We start from the raw sequence: 15,827 nt of genomic DNA on the forward strand, positions 1-15,827 counted from the left end.
CGACCCCTGGCGGCGTGGCACCCCGGCATGCGGGACAATCGGAACGACTCCTGGATCAACCTACGCGGAGGCAGCGTGTCCGGTTTCGTAGAAAAGCCCGAGCCCGTGCAGGTGCCGGGGCTCACCCACCTGCACACCGGCAAGGTGCGCGACCTGTACCGGAACGAGGCGGGTGACCTCGTGATGGTCGCCAGTGACCGTATGTCCGCGTACGACTGGGTCCTGCCCACCGAGATCCCGGACAAGGGTCGCGTGCTCACACAGCTGTCGCTGTGGTGGTTCGACCAGCTCGCCGATCTCGTCCCCAACCATGTGCTGTCGACGGAGCTTCCGTCCGGCGCCCCCGCCGACTGGGCCGGCCGGACCCTGATCTGCCGCTCGCTGCGGATGGTCCCGGTCGAGTGCGTGGCGCGTGGCTATCTGACGGGCTCCGGCCTGACGGAGTACAACGCCACCCGGACCGTCTGCGGTCTCGGTCTGCCCGAGGGCCTGGTCGACGGCTCCGAGCTCCCGGGGCCGATCTTCACCCCGGCCACGAAGGCCGCGGTCGGCGATCACGACGAGAACGTGTCGTACGAGGAGGTCGCCCGCGAGGTCGGCCCCGAGACGGCGGCCGTGCTGCGCCGGACGACGCTGGACGTCTACGGCCGGGCCCGGGACATCGCCCGTGAGCGCGGGATCATCCTCGCCGACACGAAGTTCGAGTTCGGCTTCGCGCCGGCCGCGGACGGCGGCGAGGAGCTGATCCTCGCGGACGAGGTGCTGACGCCCGACTCCTCCCGCTTCTGGCCGGCCGAGAGCTGGGAGCCGGGCAAGGCGCAGCCTTCGTACGACAAGCAGTTCGTGCGTGACTGGCTGACCTCACCGGCCTCCGGCTGGGACCGCCACGGCGAGCAGCCGCCCCCGCCGCTGCCGCAGGAGATCGTCGACGCGACCCGGGCCAAGTACATCGACGCGTACGAGCTCCTGACCGGCACGAGCTGGCCGGCCCAGGGGGTGTGACAGCAGAAGGCCCCGGTCACGATGACCGGGGCCTTCTTGTGTGGAGCGGACGACCAGGTTCGAACTGGCGACCTCAACCTTGGCAAGGTTGCGCTCTACCAACTGAGCTACGTCCGCATGCGCCGAAGCGCGGTGCCTACTATACCCAACCTCTCTGCCGTGCGAGACGCACTGCCGCATGACGGTTCTCCGCCCCGAGTTTGGAGACGGCCGCGGACAGGTAGTTGCGCACGGTGCCCTGCGACAGCGACGCCCGCTCCGCGATCTCCGCGACCGGCGCACCGTCCGCCGCGAGCTCCAGCACCTCCGCCTCCCGCGCGGTCAGGGGGGAATCCCCGGCGGAGATGGCGTCGGCCGCCAACTCCGGGTCCACATAACGGTTTCCGGCGTGCACCGTGCGGATTATCTCGGCCAGCCGCCGGGCGCTGACCGTCTTCGGGACGAACGCCCGGACGCCCGCCTCCAGAGCGCGTTTCAGGTGCCCGGGCCGGCCGTGGCTCGTCACGATCATGGTCTTGCAGCCGGGCAGTCCGGTCCGCAGCGATGTGGCGACCTTCACACCGTCGGCGCCCGGCATCTCCAGGTCCAGGACCGCCACATCGGGCCGGTGGGCCATCGCCATGGCGAGCGCCTCCGGCCCGGTCGCCGCCTCGGCGACCAGGACGATGTCGTCCTCCAGCGCGAGGAGGGCGGCCAGCGCGCCCCGGATCAGGTGCTCGTCGTCGGCGAGCAGGACGCGGACGGGGCCCGGTGCGGGTGTCATCTCTTCTCCAGCGGGGAGGGTGCGGCGTTCCGTGGCGAGGGCAGCGGGACAGCCGCGGTCAGATGGAACCGTCCGTCGCCCGTCGGCCCCGCCTCCAGCGAACCGCCGACCGCGGCCAGCCGTTCCCGGAGCCCGTGGAGTCCTGAGCCGCCGTCGGAGACGACGGCCTCGTCCCGTGTCACGCCGTCGTTCTCCACCACCAGGCGGACCCGGTCCCGCGCGGTCTCCAGCCGGATGTCGCACCGCCGTGGATCGCCGTGCCGCAGCACGTTGGTGGCCGCCTCGCGTACGGCCCAGCCGAGCGCCGACTGCACGGGGGAGGGGAGCTGTCCGCCGTCGCCGTGGACGGCGCACTCGATCCCCGCCGCCCGCAAGACCCCCTGGGCTCCGAGCAGTTCCGTACGGAGATCGGCCTCCCGGTAGCCCCGTACGACGTCCCGGACCTCCTGCTGGGAGGCGCGGGCGATGCGCTGCACCTCGACCATCTGGTCCGTCGCGGCGGGCTTTCCGCGCTGCGCCAGCTCGACCGCGAGCTCGCTCTTCAGCGCGATCACCGCCAGATTCCGGCCCAGCACGTCATGCATGTCCCGCCCGAACCGCAGCCGCTCCTCGGCGACCGCCAGCCGGGTCTCGACGTCCTGGGCGTCGCGGAGCTTCTGCATGATGCCGAGCGTCCAGGCGGAGAGACGCACGGTGGAGGAGATCAGCAGACCGCCGAAGCCCACCCCCGCCAGAGTGGTCAGGGCGAAGGAGCCGGTGCCCCCGGCCAGCAGGGTGCCCCCGCTCATGCCGGCCGCCACCACCGCGATGTACACACTGGACGCCCACATCGGGACGGCGAGGACGAACGGCGTCAGGAACGGCCACGCCACCGCCGCCAGAGCCAACCGGAGCTCGGGGTAGGTCTCGGTGCCGGCGTAACCGCCGAGTGCCAGCAGGCTTGCCGCGTTCACGATGAACAGGAGGGTCGCCAGGGCGATCGGCCGTCGTTCGACGCCCCCGCGGCCGAGGTAGCCGTCGAGGGCCCGGGAGACCAGCGGCACCGAGAAGACGCCCTGCGCGATCACGGTCAGGACCGTGACGGCGATCAGGGCGGTGGGTGCGTCCGAGTGCCGGACCGGGCGCGTCACCGACAGGAGCGCCACGCACACGACCATCCCCCAGACCATGGAGTGCATGGTCCCGCGCGTGTAGAGATCGATCTTGTCGAATCCGTCGCGCCGCTGCCAGCTGCGCACCTGTCTCCGTACCCACACGGTTTCGGCTCCCCCTGTTCCCCGTGGACCTCTCGCTCAAGACTTCCGCAGGATCACGGCCGCGAGCAGTGCGCATTGTCACCGCTGCCCATGACAAACGTCATGCGCCGATAACCGGAGACGCCAAAGGCCCCGGTCGATATCGACCGGGGCCTTTGAATCAAGAGCGGACGACCAGGTTCGAACTGGCGACCTCAACCTTGGCAAGGTTGCGCTCTACCAACTGAGCTACGTCCGCATTGCTGCCACTCGGCTTTCACCGGTGGAGCGCTCACTACTCTACCTGATCCACTCAGTGGTCCGGTAAGGCAGTGCAGAGCGGGTGACAGGAATTGCACACTGCGCCTTCCCCCTGGAAGGGGGATGTTCTACTACTGAACTACACCCGCACGCTGCGTCGGACCCGGCTCTTCGGCCTTGCCCTTCGGCGTGCTCCAGACTCTAGCCGACCTGCAGGGGTGTTGTGCAAGTCGGCTCCCCGAGGTGTCGCTCCGGGGCCCGGCGGACGCCGGAGCGGAATGGAGCATTCCGGGCGCCGCCTCAACTGGCGGCGTCGAACGCCTCGTAGACCTTCTTGGGGATCCGGCCGCGGGCCGGCACCTCCATCCGGTGCGAGCGCGCCCAGGCGCGCACGGCCGCGGGGTCCGGCGCGAGCGACGTGTGGTGGTACGCCACCGGAGCCTTGCCGCGCTTGCCGGTATTTGTCTGCTTTCGGCCTGCCGCGACGTACGGGGCCAGCGACTTACGCAGTTTCTTTGCATTGGCGGGATTGAGGTCGATCTCGTACGACTTCCCGTCCAGGGCGAAGGTGACCGTTTCCGCTGCTTCTCCCCCGTCGATGTCGTCGGAGAGTGTGACCACGACGCGCTGAGCCACGGATATCGGTCCTTTCCTACGGCATCGTCGCGCCTGACATGCGCTGATGCCGGCCTTCCGGCGGCTGGGCGGATACGGATCGACGGCTGTCGACTGTTCCGGGGCAATCGTGCTTTCCCCGGTATTCATTTGTACAGCGGTGGGCGCCGCATTGTGAAGCCCGGCCAATTGCATCCGCGTGTTGCCGCCGTGTGTCCGCGTGCAATCCGGGCGAAGATTTTTTCCAGGATTTTTCCCGGCTGTTGTCGCCTCCGATATCTCGCCGTGATCAGGGCCGCCCGATATCTACCCGCGTAGAATTTCGGGCCAGGTACGCTGAGTGGACCCGCGGGGATCTGGGGAACCCCTCGGAGACACAGCCGCACCACACCACCGGGAGTGCCAGTGGCACGCGTCGTAGTCGACGTCATGCTCAAGCCGGAGATCCTCGACCCGCAGGGACAGGCTGTGCAGCGCGCACTGCCCCGTCTCGGCTTCGACGGAATCGCGGACGTTCGTCAGGGAAAGCGTTTCGAGCTCGAGGTCGAGGGGCCGGTCGACGATGCCGCCCTCGCCCGCATTAACGAGATGGCCGAGACCTTCCTCGCCAACACCGTCATCGAGGACTTCACCGTCAAGGTGGAGGAGGAGAAGTGACCACCCGTATCGGCGTCGTCACTTTTCCCGGCACACTCGACGACCAGGACAGCCTGCGGGCCGTGCGGATCGCGGGCGGAGAGCCCGTATCCCTCTGGCACCGCGACAAGGACCTCCACCAGGTCGACGCGGTCATCCTGGCGGGCGGATTCAGTTACGGCGACTATCTGCGCGCCGGCGCCATCTCGCGTTTCTCGCCGGTGATGGAGACCGTCATCGAGCAGGCGAAGGCCGGCATGCCCGTCCTCGGTATCTGCAACGGTTTCCAGATCCTGACCGAGGCACACCTGCTGCCCGGTGCGATGCTGCGCAACAACCACCTCCACTTCATCTGCCGCGACCAGAAGCTGCGGGTGGAGAACGCGGAGACCGCCTGGACCACGGACTACTCGGCGGGCCAGGAGATCTCCGTACCGCTGAAGAACGTGGACGGCCGGTACACCGCCGACGAGCGCACGCTCGACGAGCTGGAGGCCGAGGGCCGCGTCGCCTTCCGTTACGCCGACGTCAACCCGAACGGCTCGCTGCGCGACATCGCCGGCATCACCAACGCCGCGGGCAACGTCGTCGGTCTGATGCCGCACCCGGAGCACGCCGTCGAGCCGCTGATCGGTACCGGTCGCACCGACGGTCTGGGTTTCTTCACCTCGATCATCAAGAAGCTGGTCAACGCATGAGCCTGGACACGGTCAAGCACGCGGCCGAAACCCCGGACGCCGGACAGCCCTGGAAGGAGCTCGGCCTCAAGGAGGACGAGTACGCCCGGATCCGCGAGATCCTGGGCCGCCGTCCCACCGGCGCCGAGCTCGCCATGTACTCCGTGATGTGGTCCGAGCACTGCTCGTACAAGAGCAGCAAGGTCCACCTCAAGCAGTTCGGCGAGAAGGTCCCCGCCAACGACGCGATGCTCGTCGGCATCGGCGAGAACGCCGGTGTGGTCGACGTCGGCCAGGGTTACGCGGTCACCTTCAAGGTCGAGTCGCACAACCACCCCTCGTACATCGAGCCCTACCAGGGCGCGGCCACCGGCGTCGGCGGCATCGTCCGCGACATCCTGGCCATGGGTGCCCGTCCGATCGCGGTCGTCGACCCGCTGCGCTTCGGTGCGGCCGACCACCCCGACACCCGCCGGGTCCTGCCGGGCATCGTCGCGGGCATCGGTGGTTACGGGAACTGCCTCGGCCTGCCGAACATCGGCGGCGAGGTCGTCTTCGACGCCTGCTACCAGGGCAACCCGCTCGTCAACGCCGGCTGCATCGGCGTGATGAAGCACGAGGACATCCACCTCGCCCAGGCCTCCGGTCCCGGCAACAAGGTGATCCTCTACGGCGCCCGCACCGGCGGCGACGGCATCGGCGGCGTCTCCGTGCTGGCCTCGGAGACCTTCGACGACACCAAGCCCACCAAGCGCCCCGCCGTCCAGGTCGGCGACCCGTTCCAGGAGAAGCTCCTCATCGAGTGCACCCTGGAGATCTTCAAGGAGAAGCTCGTCGCGGGCATCCAGGACCTCGGCGGCGCCGGGCTCTCCTGCGCCACGAGTGAGCTGGCCTCCGCAGGCTCCGGCGGAATGCGCGTCGAGCTGGACACCGTGCCGCTGCGCGACTCCTCCCTCTCGCCCGAGGAAATCCTCATGAGCGAGTCGCAGGAGCGCATGTGCGCGATCGTCGAGCCGCAGCACGTGGACCGCTTCATGGAGATCTGCGAGAAGTGGGACGTCATCGCCACCGTCATCGGTGAGGTGACCGAGGGCACGCAGCTGGAGATCTTCTGGCACGGCGAGCAGATCGTGGACGTACCGCCGCGGTCCGTGGCCCACGAGGGCCCGACCTACCACCGGCCGTTCGCCCGCCCCTCCTGGCAGGACGCGCTGCAGGCCGACGACGCCGGCGAGCTGGCCCGTCCGGCGAACGGCGCGGAGCTGCGCGAGCAGGTCCTCAAGCTGGTCAGCTCCCCGAACCAGGCCTCCAAGTCCTGGATCACCGACCAGTACGACCGCTTCGTGCAGGGCAACACCGTGCTGGCGATGCCCGAGGACGCCGGCATGGTCCGGATCGACGAGAAGTCGAACCTGGGCGTGGCCATGGCGACCGACGGCAACGGCCGTTACGCCAAGCTCGACCCGTACACGGGCGCGCAGCTCGCGCTGGCCGAGTCCTACCGCAACGTCGCCGCGTCCGGCGCCAAGCCGCTCGCCATCTCCGACTGCCTGAACTTCGGTTCGCCCGAGGACCCGGACGTCATGTGGCAGTTCGCCGAGGCCACCCGTGGTCTCGCGGACGGCTGCCTGGAGCTGGGCACGCCGGTCACCGGCGGCAACGTCTCGCTGTACAACCAGACCGGTGAGACGGCGATCCACCCGACGCCGGTCGTGGCCGTCCTCGGTGTGATCGACGACGTCACCCGGCGCACGCCGGTCGCCTTCGCCGAAGAGGGCCAGCTGCTCTACCTCCTGGGCGACACCCGTGAGGAGTTCGGCGGCTCGGCCTGGTCCGAGGTCATCCACCAGCACCTCGGCGGCATGCCGCCGAAGGTCGACCTGGGCCGCGAGAAGCTGCTCGGCGAGATCCTGATCTCGGCCTCCCGCGACGGCATGATCGACGCGGCGCACGACCTCTCCGACGGTGGTCTGATCCAGGCGGTCACCGAGTCCTGCCTGCGTGGCGGGAAGGGTGCCCGGCTGGTCGTCCCGGACGGTCTGGACGCGTTCACCTTCCTGTTCTCGGAGTCGGCCGGCCGCGCGGTCGTCTCGATCCCGCGCAGCGAGGAGCTCCGCTTCAACGACATGTGCGGGGCGCGGGGACTGCCCGTCGCCCGGATCGGTGTCGTGGACGGCGAGGAGATCGAGATCCAGGGCGAGTTCAGCATCCCGCTGAGCGAGCTGCGCACCGCGCACGAGGGGACCCTGACGGGTCTGTTCGCCTAGGTTCTGCCTGTGCCGAAGCCCCCGTCCGGGTCGACCGGACGGGGGCTTCGGCATTCCTGCCGTACCCGTTGATTGAGATTACGTAATTACGTAAGGTGGAAGCCATGGAGCTCGAGGAGCGCGTCGCCGAACTGGAGCGCCGCCTCGCGGTGCTGGAGTCGGCTGCCGGGAGCGAGAAGCCGGAGCTGGGCGTCGGGGACTTCTGGGCGCTGGACGGGCTGAAGGAACAGCTCGGCCAGGTCGGGGACGCGGCGGCCGACGGCGGGGTGCTGTTCACGGGCGCGGTGAAGCTGCCGGCCGGCGAGCGGTACGAGTGGCAGTACGGCGCGCTCACCGTGGGCCTCCTGGGGAGCACGGACGAGGACCGTCCCGACTGGGCGGAAGCCGCCGAACCCCTGGCGGCGCTGGGCCATCCGGTCCGGCTGCGGCTGCTCCGCGAGATCCTCGGCGGCCGCCGCACGGCCGCCGAACTGGCCGAGCTCGACGACACGGGCACGACCGGCCAGATCTACCACCATCTGCGCCTGCTGACCGGCGCGGGCTGGCTGCACACGACGGGCCGCGGGCGTTACGAGGTGCCCGGCGCCCGGGTGGTGCCGCTGCTGGTGGTGCTCACGGCCGCCCGGCCCTGAGACCTGTACGCCGAGACCGAGGGGGACCTCATGTCCGCACGCAAGGCCGCGATGGTCTCGTACCGCTGCTGCTGGCTCGTGTTCGTCGCGCTGGTGCTGGCCGGCCTCTTCGCCGAGCCGCTGGTGCCCTTCGGGCTGACCTTCGTGCCCGCGGCGGCCGCGATCCTCATCGGGCTCCTGATGGGCCGCCGCAGCGCCGAGGACCTGGCGAAGGACCGGCCGGCCGTCGAGGTGGGGCCGCCGGTGACCGGGCGCTGGACCGCGGTCAACAGCCCGGCCGACAAGGTCCCCAGCCACGGCACCCACGGCTACGGGCAGACGTACGCGATCGATATCGTCGCCGAACCGGAGGAGGGCGGCCGGCCCCCCTTCCGGTGGCTGTGGCCCGTCGCCCGGCCCAACCGCGACTTCCCGGCCTTCGACGCCCCGCTCGTCGCGGTGGCGGACGGCACGGTCGTGCACGCGAGCGACGGCCAGCGCGACCACCTCAGCCGGAACTCCGGCCCTGCCCTGGCGTATCTGATGCTGGTGGAGGCCTCCGTACGTGACATGACCGGCGCCCACAGGATCGTCGGCAACCACGTCGTGCTCGACCTCGGCGACGGGACCTACGCCGCGTACGCGCACGTCCGGAACGGCTCCCTCCAGGTGAAGGCGGGGGACACCGTCCGGGAGGGGCAGGTGCTGGCCCGCTGCGGGAACTCCGGCAACTCGACCGAGCCGCATGTGCACTTCCAGCTGATGGACCACCCGGATCTCGACGTGGCGCGGGGGATCCCCTTCACCTGGCGGGGCGTCGGCGTACCGGCCAACGGCGAGGCGTTCACGGCCGAGCGGGCTGTCAGTACCGGCTGATGACTCGGCGATCGTCGGCGTGGGACCGTCCGGGGGGCGACGGTGGACGATCGGGGAAGTGCGCGACAGGACGGCGTCGGACGCCACCGGGCGTCGCGGCTGCACGGACATCGTCCGTCCCGACGCGGCGGACTTCGCGCGGAATTGAGTCCGGCGGCGCGTGGGGGGACTGTCGGAGGCGCCGGTTAGTCTCGCCCCATGCCACCGGCCAAGAAGCGCCCCCGCGCCTACGACGTCTCCCGGACCAGGACGGCGGTCCTGGCCCAGTTCGCCCACGTACAGGACACCGTCCGCACGCTGACGCCCGAGCAGCTCGCCCTGCCCGGGCCGGGGGAGTGGACCGTGCGTGAGCTCGTGGCGCACATGACGATGGCGCTGGAGCGGGTCAGCCGGTCCATGGAACTGCCGGAGCCGGCCGGTGGGCCCAAGCCGGAGATCGCCCTGCTGGAGTGGCCCTTCTCCACCGCGGGGAACGCCGCGGGAATCGCCGACCACACCCGGGACCTCGCCGGGGCCCACCCCGACCTCGGCGCGCTGTACGAGGAGACGGCCGCCCGCTTCGCCGAGCTGGTGCCCGCCGGCGCCGGCGACCGGCTGGTGACGACCCGGGCGGGCACGATGCGGCTGGGCGACTTCCTGGTGACCCGCACCGTCGAACTCGTCGTCCACACCGACGATCTCCACCGGGCGACCGGCCTCGACATCCCGTACGACCGGCAGGCGCTCGCCGCCTGCACCCGGCTGCTCGCCGACGCGCTCGCGGACAAGGCGCCCGGTGGCTCCGTCGAGGTGCGCGTGCCGCCCTTCGCCGTCGTCCAGTGCATCGGTGGCCCCAAGCACACCCGGGGTACGCCGCCGAACGTCGTGGAGACGGACCCGCTCACCTGGATCCGGCTGGCCACCGGACGTACGCGGTGGGCGGACGCGCTCGAAGCGGCGCGGGTCAGCGCCAGTGGTGAGCGGGCCGACCTCGCCCCGCTGCTTCCGCTGATGGGCTGAGGGGAACCGGATCGGCTGGTCGATCCGTCCCATGGCCATGCGCAAACAACGTATGGCTGTCAGCGTCCTGGCCCTCCTCACCCTTGCCGCCTGCGGTACGGAGTCGGGCTCCGGAGCGGGTTCCGGGGACTCCGGAGACTCCGGGGACGGCAGCGGCACCGTACGGACGGGCCCATCCCTGACCGGTGTCCACTGGAACGTGTCCTCCCTGACCGTCGGCGGGAAGAAGACCACCGCCCCCGCCGGTGCCCATGTCGAGATCGGCCCCGAGGGCAAGGCCACCGGCAATCTGGGCTGCAACCGCTTCACCGCCGAGGTCCAGGTCGAGGGCGACAAGGTGACCGTCGGACCGGGCACGACCACGGAAATGGGGTGCGAGGAGGATGTCCAGCAGTTCGAGAAGGCGATGGGCCGTGCCTTCAGCGGCGAGCTCAAGGCCGCGGTGGCGGACCGGAGCGGCGGGAAGGCCCTGACCCTGACCACCGCGCAGGGCGACTCCATCGCCCTCAGCTCCGAGCCGCCGGCCCCGCTCACCGGCACCACCTGGAAGGTCACCAGACTCGTGTCCGGCAGTGTCGCCACCTCCCTGCCCGCCGGTACGGAGAAGAAGGCGCATCTCACCTTCGGCAAGGACGGCTCGGTGGAGGGGAACCTCGGCTGCAACTCCTTCCACGGGAAGGCGGCGGTCTCCGGCGCCACCCTCACCTTCGGTCCGCTCGCCTCCACCCGGAAGATGTGCGCGGGCCCGGAGATGGAGCTGGAGCGCGCCTTGCAGGGTGTGCTGGAGGGGAGGACGACGTACGAGATCGATCACCGCTCCCTGTCGATCGAGGGCAAGGACGGCAAAGGACTCGACGCCGCCGCCCCGGCGGCCGAGGGCTGACCGGCCGGGGCGGATCCGCCCGGAACGGATTCCTCAGGAACCGGTCGGATACGGGAGCAGGCCGGAGTCCGTCTTCTCCCACGACGCCCGCAGCGCGGCCAGCCGCTCCGGCTCGGCCGCCGCACGGTCGGCCTGTTCGCGCTGGTCGTCGGCCAGGTTGAAGAGCTGGTCGGTCCCGCCCTTCCCCCTGTAGTACTTCCAGTCGCCGCGCCGCAGCGCCCGCTCACCGCGCACCCGCCAGAACAGGTCGCGCTCCTTCGGTGTCTCGTCCCGCAGCAGATATCCCGCGAGGCTGACGCCGTCCAGCGGGTGGGCGGGGTCCGGCCGTGCCCCGCCGAGCTCCAGCAGGGTCGCCGTCCAGTCGGGCGAGAACACCGGGAGATCGCTGACCTGGTGGCCGTCGATCCGGGCGGGCCAGCGCAGCACCGAGGGCACGCGGATACCGCCCTCCTGGAGGGAGCTCTTGTTGCCGGACAGCGGCCAGTTGTAGGAGAACCGCTCGCCCCCGTTGTCGCTGGCGAAGAAGACCAGGGTGTCCTCCTCCTGCCCCGACCGCTTCAGCGCCTTCAGCACCTCGCCGACGGAGCGGTCCAGGTCCTCGACCATCTCCGTGTACTTCTCGACCGAGCCGCCGTCGGCGTTCCGGAGTGCGCCCCGGTCGCCGGCCTTGATCCGGCGGACGATCTCGGCGGAGGTCTCCGTGTCGCCGTCGGCGATCCACGGCCAGTGCGGGGTGGTGAAGTTCAGGTTGAGGAGCCACGGCTTGTCGTGGTCACGCTGCACGTACTCGCTCGCGCGCTCCGTCAGGATCCGCGTGTAGTAGCGCAGGTCCTTGTACTCGGCATCGCCCTCGTAGAGGTCGTACTCGCCGCCCAGACCGAGCTTGGAGTAGTACTCCAGGGCTCCGCCGAAGTTCCCGAAGAACTCGTCCCAGCCGGACTTGGTGGGGCTGAAGTCCGGCAGGTATCCGCAGTGCCATTTGCCGATCAGCGCGGTCGAGTAGCCGGCGCCGCGCAGCAGGGAGGCCAGCGTCGGGTGGGTGGGCTCCAGTCCCACGGACCTGTCGGCGATGGGCTCGGCGAGCCCGCCCTTCGTACGCCCCGGATAGCGCCCCGTGTAGAGGCTGAACCGGGTGGGTGAGCAGGTGGCGGAGCCGGAGTAGGCGTCCGTGAACCGCACGCCCTGCCGCCCGAGCCTGTCCAGGTTGGGGGTGCGGATGTGCGGAGCGCCGTACGAGGAGAGGTCCGCCCAGCCGAGGTCGTCGCCGAGGACGAACAAGATGTTGGGGCGGCGCGAGTGCTTGCCGCGGGCGGCGCGGAACGGCCGCTCCCGCGTCACGCCGTCGGACGCGGCCGCCGGGGCGGCGGCCTGCATCCCGACGGCGGCGGTCGCGGCGGTCGCGCCCACGGCGGTGGTGAAGGCGCGTCGGCTCAGCGGTGAGCCGGAAGGCTTATCCGAACCTGTATTCGAATTACGAGACGTCATGAGGGCTCCAGGGCGGGCCCCGCGTGCCGGTGGGGGAAGGGTGGCGCGCGAGGGGGCGGGTGCGGTGATCCGTCGGAAAGGGTGCGCGGGCGGGCGTACCCGGGCATGACGGGGCAGTGCGGAAGAAGAGCGGAAATGCGTGCACGCGTGCCGGAGTTCGGGGCGGAAGCCCTACGGGAGGCTCCGGGGGTGCGGCAGGCTCAGGCGCAGCGACAGATGGCGCTCGCGACACGTCCCAGATCGACGTGGCGGCGCTCCACGAGCGTGACCGAGTGATCACCGAGGGGCTGCATGGGGAAGGAGCCTGCCCAACGGGCCATGAGCCTGTCAACGGTGGTCTCGCACTGCGGACAGCTGTCCCATGCGCCGCCGGACGCGGTCGGTGGGGCCCGGCCGGGCTCGCGCGGTGTGAGGCTCGCCACGAAACGAGCGTTCGCCCACCGTCTGCTCCACGAGCCGTACCGGCTCACAGAGCGCCACGACGGAGGTGGCGCCGACGAGGAACGGCCGAGGCACCCGACTCGGCGGTAACAGCCGTCCATCCCGGACGTCGGCGGCTTCAGGGCACTCCGGGGTCATGGTGGAGGCGGAGCGCCGAGGCGGTCGTGATCACCCGGAGTGATCGAACGGTGCCTGCTCGGGCGCCCGTGGAAAGGCCCCCACCGTCCCGCCCGTGGCTCCGGGCGGACGGCCACCCAATTCGGACCGGTGGTCGATCTCGCCTACACTCGGTGGCGTGCCTCGTGGTGATGGACGACTCAACCACGACCTGCTCCCCGGAGAGAAAGGCCCCCAGGACGCTTGCGGCGTCTTCGGTGTCTGGGCTCCGGGCGAAGAGGTCGCCAAGCTCACCTATTTCGGACTGTATGCCCTGCAGCACCGTGGACAGGAGTCCGCGGGCATCGCAGTGAGCAACGGGTCCCAGATCCTGGTCTTCAAGGACATGGGACTGGTCTCGCAGGTCTTCGACGAAACGTCTCTGGGATCGCTCCAGGGCCATATCGCGGTCGGTCATGCCCGCTACTCCACCACCGGTGCCTCGGTGTGGGAGAACGCGCAGCCGACGTTCCGTGCCACCGCGCACGGCTCGATCGCCCTGGGTCACAACGGCAATCTGGTCAATACGGCCCAGCTCGCGGAGATGGTCGCCGACCTTCCCCGCAAGGACGGCCGTGCCACCCAGGTCGCCGCGACGAACGACACCGATCTGGTGACCGCGCTGCTCGCCGGCCAGAGAGATGACGACGACAAGCCGCTCACCATCGAGGAGGCCGCCGCAAAGGTGCTCCCCGAGGTCAAGGGCGCCTTCTCGCTCGTCTACATGGACGAGCACACGCTCTACGCGGCCCGCGACCCGCAGGGCATCCGCCCCCTGGTCCTCGGCCGGCTCGAGCGTGGCTGGGTGGTGGCCTCCGAGTCCGCCGCCCTCGACATCTGCGGTGCCAGCTACGTCCGCGAGATCGAGCCGGGCGAGCTCGTCGCCATCGACGAGAACGGGCTCCGCAGCACCCGCTTCGCAGAAGCGAAGCCCAAGGGCTGCGTCTTCGAGTACGTCTACCTGGCCCGTCCCGACACCGACATCGCCGGGCGGAACGTCTACCTCTCCCGCGTGGAGATGGGCCGGAAGCTGGCGGCCGAGGCCCCCGTCGAGGCCGATCTGGTCATAGCGACGCCGGAATCGGGAACCCCCGCGGCCATCGGCTACGCGGAGGCGAGCGGAATTCCGTTCGGATCGGGTCTGGTCAAGAACGCCTACGTCGGCCGGACCTTCATCCAGCCTTCCCAGACCATCCGCCAGTTGGGCATCAGGCTCAAGCTCAATCCCCTCAAGGAAGTCATCAAGGGCAAGCGCCTGGTGGTCGTCGACGACTCGATCGTCCGCGGCAACACCCAGCGCGCCCTGGTGAGGATGCTCCGCGAGGCGGGCGCCGCCGAGATCCACATCCGGATCTCCTCCCCGCCCGTGAAGTGGCCGTGCTTCTTCGGCATCGACTTCGCGACGCGCGCCGAGCTGATCGCCAACGGCATGTCCGTGGACGAGATCGCCACCTCCATGGGTGCCGACTCCCTCTCGTACATCTCGCTCGACGCGATGGTCGAGGCCACGACGATCGCCAAGCCGAATCTGTGCCGCGCCTGCTTCGACGGCGAATACCCGATGGAGCTTCCGGACCCGGAGCTGCTCGGCAAGCAGCTGCTGGAGACCGAGCTGGCGGCCGGTCCCGCCGCGACCGCGGCGGCCGACGCGCTGCGTCGTCCGTGACCCGGACCGACCGGCTGCCTCCCCACCAGCCCCGTATTCCCACACGAAAGATCCCGGGCCATGTCTGAGACAACAGGTGCTTCCTACGCTGCGGCGGGCGTCGACATCGAAGCCGGTGACCGCGCCGTCGAGCTGATGAAGGAGTGGGTGAAGAAGACGCAGCGCCCCGAGGTCGCGGGCCTCGGCGGCCTCGGCGGATTCGCCGGCCTCTTCGACGCCTCGGCGCTCAAGCGTTACGAGCGCCCGCTGCTCGCCTCCGCCACCGACGGCGTCGGCACGAAGGTCGACCTGGCCCGGCAGATGGGCGTGTACGACACCATCGGGCACGACCTCGTCGGCATGGTCGTCGACGACCTGGTCGTCTGCGGCGCCGAGCCGCTCTTCATGACCGACTACATCTGTGTCGGCAAGGTTCATCCCGAGCGTGTCGCGGCCATCGTGAAGGGCATCGCCGAAGGCTGTGTCCTGGCGGGCTGCGCCCTGGTCGGCGGCGAGACGGCCGAGCACCCCGGCCTGCTGGGCCCCGACGACTTCGACGTCGCCGGCGCCGGGACGGGCGTGGTCGAGGCCGACAGGCTGCTGGGTCCGGACCGTATCCGGAAGGGTGACGCCGTGATCGCGATGGCGTCGTCCGGTCTTCACTCGAACGGGTACTCGCTCGTGCGCCACGTGGTCTTCGACCGGGCCGGCTGGACCCTGGACCGTGAGGTCGAGGAGTTCGGCAGGACGCTCGGTGAGGAGCTCCTGGAGCCCACCAGGATCTACTCCCTGGACTGCCTGGCGCTGACCCGCACGACCGAGGTGCACGGCTTCAGCCACGTCACCGGGGGCGGCCTGGCCAACAACCTGGCCCGGGTGATCCCGGACGGGCTGCACGCCACGGTCGACCGGTCCACCTGGGCGCCGGGTGCCGTCTTCGACCTGGTCGGCAAGGCCGGGCAGGTCGAGCAGCTGGAGCTGGAGAAGACGCTCAACATGGGCGTCGGCATGATCGCGGTCGTCCCCGCCGACTCGGTGGACGCGGCGCTGACGACGCTGGCCGACCGGGGTGTCGACTCCTGGGTCGCCGGCGAGATCACCGAGCGCGGCGACCACGCCACGGGCGCCGAGCTGACCGGCAGCTACGCACGGTAGAACGCACGGTCACCGCCGGTCCGGCACACCACCGGACCGGCGGGGGCCGGCGGGCCCGTCACGAGGAACTCCGCGCATCCGTACCGGGACAGCACAGAACCCGGTCCGGGCAGGCCCGGA

At 70.2% G+C, this 15,827-nt stretch carries 15 protein-coding genes and 3 tRNA genes; 10 read left to right on the forward strand and 8 right to left on the reverse strand.

The features are described 5' to 3' along the window. Positions 1-75 precede the first annotated feature (75 nt). A complete protein-coding gene (locus ACIBCU_RS17810; RefSeq protein ID WP_362936107.1) occupies positions 76-1,002 on the forward strand; it encodes a phosphoribosylaminoimidazolesuccinocarboxamide synthase in 927 nt (308 codons plus the stop codon). Between the two features lie 41 nt (positions 1,003-1,043). On the opposite strand, the gene ACIBCU_RS17815 is transcribed toward ACIBCU_RS17810, so the two are convergent. From ACIBCU_RS17815 to ACIBCU_RS17840, 6 genes are all read right to left on the reverse strand, one after another. Beyond that, positions 1,044-1,119, reverse strand: a tRNA-Gly gene (locus ACIBCU_RS17815). Between the two features lie 22 nt (positions 1,120-1,141). Then, positions 1,142-1,765 carry a response regulator gene (locus ACIBCU_RS17820; RefSeq protein ID WP_399232244.1) on the reverse strand — a complete coding sequence of 208 codons (624 nt, stop codon included), beginning with the start codon at positions 1,763-1,765 and terminating at the stop codon, positions 1,142-1,144. Next, a complete protein-coding gene (locus tag ACIBCU_RS17825) occupies positions 1,762-3,003 on the reverse strand; it encodes a sensor histidine kinase (protein WP_399232245.1) in 1,242 nt (413 codons plus the stop codon). Before ACIBCU_RS17825 ends, ACIBCU_RS17820 begins: the two co-directional genes overlap by 4 nt. A 183-nt stretch (positions 3,004-3,186) precedes the next feature. Further along, a tRNA-Gly gene (locus ACIBCU_RS17830) sits at positions 3,187-3,259 on the reverse strand. 79 nt (positions 3,260-3,338) lie between these two features. Then, a tRNA-Gly gene (locus ACIBCU_RS17835) sits at positions 3,339-3,410 on the reverse strand. 151 nt (positions 3,411-3,561) lie between these two features. Continuing rightward, positions 3,562-3,897: an Lsr2 family protein gene (locus tag ACIBCU_RS17840; RefSeq protein WP_362936116.1), complete on the reverse strand. Its 336-nt coding sequence runs from the start codon at positions 3,895-3,897 to the stop codon at positions 3,562-3,564. A 384-nt stretch (positions 3,898-4,281) separates the two neighbouring features. On the opposite strand from ACIBCU_RS17840, the gene purS reads away from it, so the two are divergent. The 7 genes from purS (at position 4,282) to ACIBCU_RS17875 (ending at position 10,825) form a co-directional block, all read left to right on the forward strand. Continuing rightward, a complete protein-coding gene (gene purS, locus ACIBCU_RS17845; RefSeq protein WP_033296931.1) occupies positions 4,282-4,533 on the forward strand; it encodes a phosphoribosylformylglycinamidine synthase subunit PurS in 252 nt (83 codons plus the stop codon). Beyond that, positions 4,530-5,210 (forward strand): phosphoribosylformylglycinamidine synthase subunit PurQ, encoded by a 681-nt coding sequence (gene purQ, locus ACIBCU_RS17850; protein ID WP_104787613.1) that lies wholly within the window; start codon positions 4,530-4,532, stop codon positions 5,208-5,210. Before purS ends, purQ begins: the two co-directional genes overlap by 4 nt. Then, a complete protein-coding gene (gene purL, locus ACIBCU_RS17855; protein WP_362936120.1) occupies positions 5,207-7,456 on the forward strand; it encodes a phosphoribosylformylglycinamidine synthase subunit PurL in 2,250 nt (749 codons plus the stop codon). Before purQ ends, purL begins: the two co-directional genes overlap by 4 nt. A gap of 104 nt (positions 7,457-7,560) precedes the next feature. Further along, positions 7,561-8,088 carry a helix-turn-helix domain-containing protein gene (locus tag ACIBCU_RS17860; protein WP_362936123.1) on the forward strand — a complete coding sequence of 176 codons (528 nt, stop codon included), beginning with the start codon at positions 7,561-7,563 and terminating at the stop codon, positions 8,086-8,088. A gap of 30 nt (positions 8,089-8,118) precedes the next feature. Then, a complete protein-coding gene (locus ACIBCU_RS17865; RefSeq protein ID WP_399232247.1) occupies positions 8,119-8,943 on the forward strand; it encodes a M23 family metallopeptidase in 825 nt (274 codons plus the stop codon). Positions 8,944-9,141: 198 nt separating this feature from the next. Next, a complete protein-coding gene (locus ACIBCU_RS17870; protein WP_362936129.1) occupies positions 9,142-9,942 on the forward strand; it encodes a sterol carrier family protein in 801 nt (266 codons plus the stop codon). 31 nt (positions 9,943-9,973) lie between these two features. Further along, the gene (locus ACIBCU_RS17875) at positions 9,974-10,825 is read left to right on the forward strand and encodes an META domain-containing protein (RefSeq protein ID WP_399232250.1); all 852 of its coding nucleotides are present in this window, start codon (positions 9,974-9,976) and stop codon (positions 10,823-10,825) included. 33 nt (positions 10,826-10,858) lie between these two features. Here the strand turns inward: ACIBCU_RS17875 and ACIBCU_RS17880 are convergent, their stop codons facing one another. Together ACIBCU_RS17880 and ACIBCU_RS17885 are read right to left on the reverse strand one after the other, a co-directional pair. Further along, positions 10,859-12,310, reverse strand: coding sequence for a sulfatase-like hydrolase/transferase (locus ACIBCU_RS17880; RefSeq protein WP_362936135.1), 1,452 nt, complete (start codon positions 12,308-12,310; stop codon positions 10,859-10,861). Between the two features lie 200 nt (positions 12,311-12,510). Next, positions 12,511-12,852: a putative leader peptide gene (locus ACIBCU_RS17885; RefSeq protein ID WP_362936138.1), complete on the reverse strand. Its 342-nt coding sequence runs from the start codon at positions 12,850-12,852 to the stop codon at positions 12,511-12,513. A 194-nt stretch (positions 12,853-13,046) separates the two neighbouring features. Here ACIBCU_RS17885 and purF point away from each other — a divergent pair, with 194 nt between their 5' ends. Continuing rightward, positions 13,047-14,573 carry an amidophosphoribosyltransferase gene (gene purF, locus ACIBCU_RS17890; protein WP_356714856.1) on the forward strand — a complete coding sequence of 509 codons (1,527 nt, stop codon included), beginning with the start codon at positions 13,047-13,049 and terminating at the stop codon, positions 14,571-14,573. Between the two features lie 60 nt (positions 14,574-14,633). Next, a complete protein-coding gene (purM, locus tag ACIBCU_RS17895) occupies positions 14,634-15,707 on the forward strand; it encodes a phosphoribosylformylglycinamidine cyclo-ligase (protein WP_362936142.1) in 1,074 nt (357 codons plus the stop codon). Positions 15,708-15,827: the final 120 nt, after the last annotated feature.

Source organism: Streptomyces sp. NPDC051064, assembly GCF_044455985.1.
Taxonomy (GTDB): Bacteria; Actinomycetota; Actinomycetes; order Streptomycetales; family Streptomycetaceae; genus Streptomyces.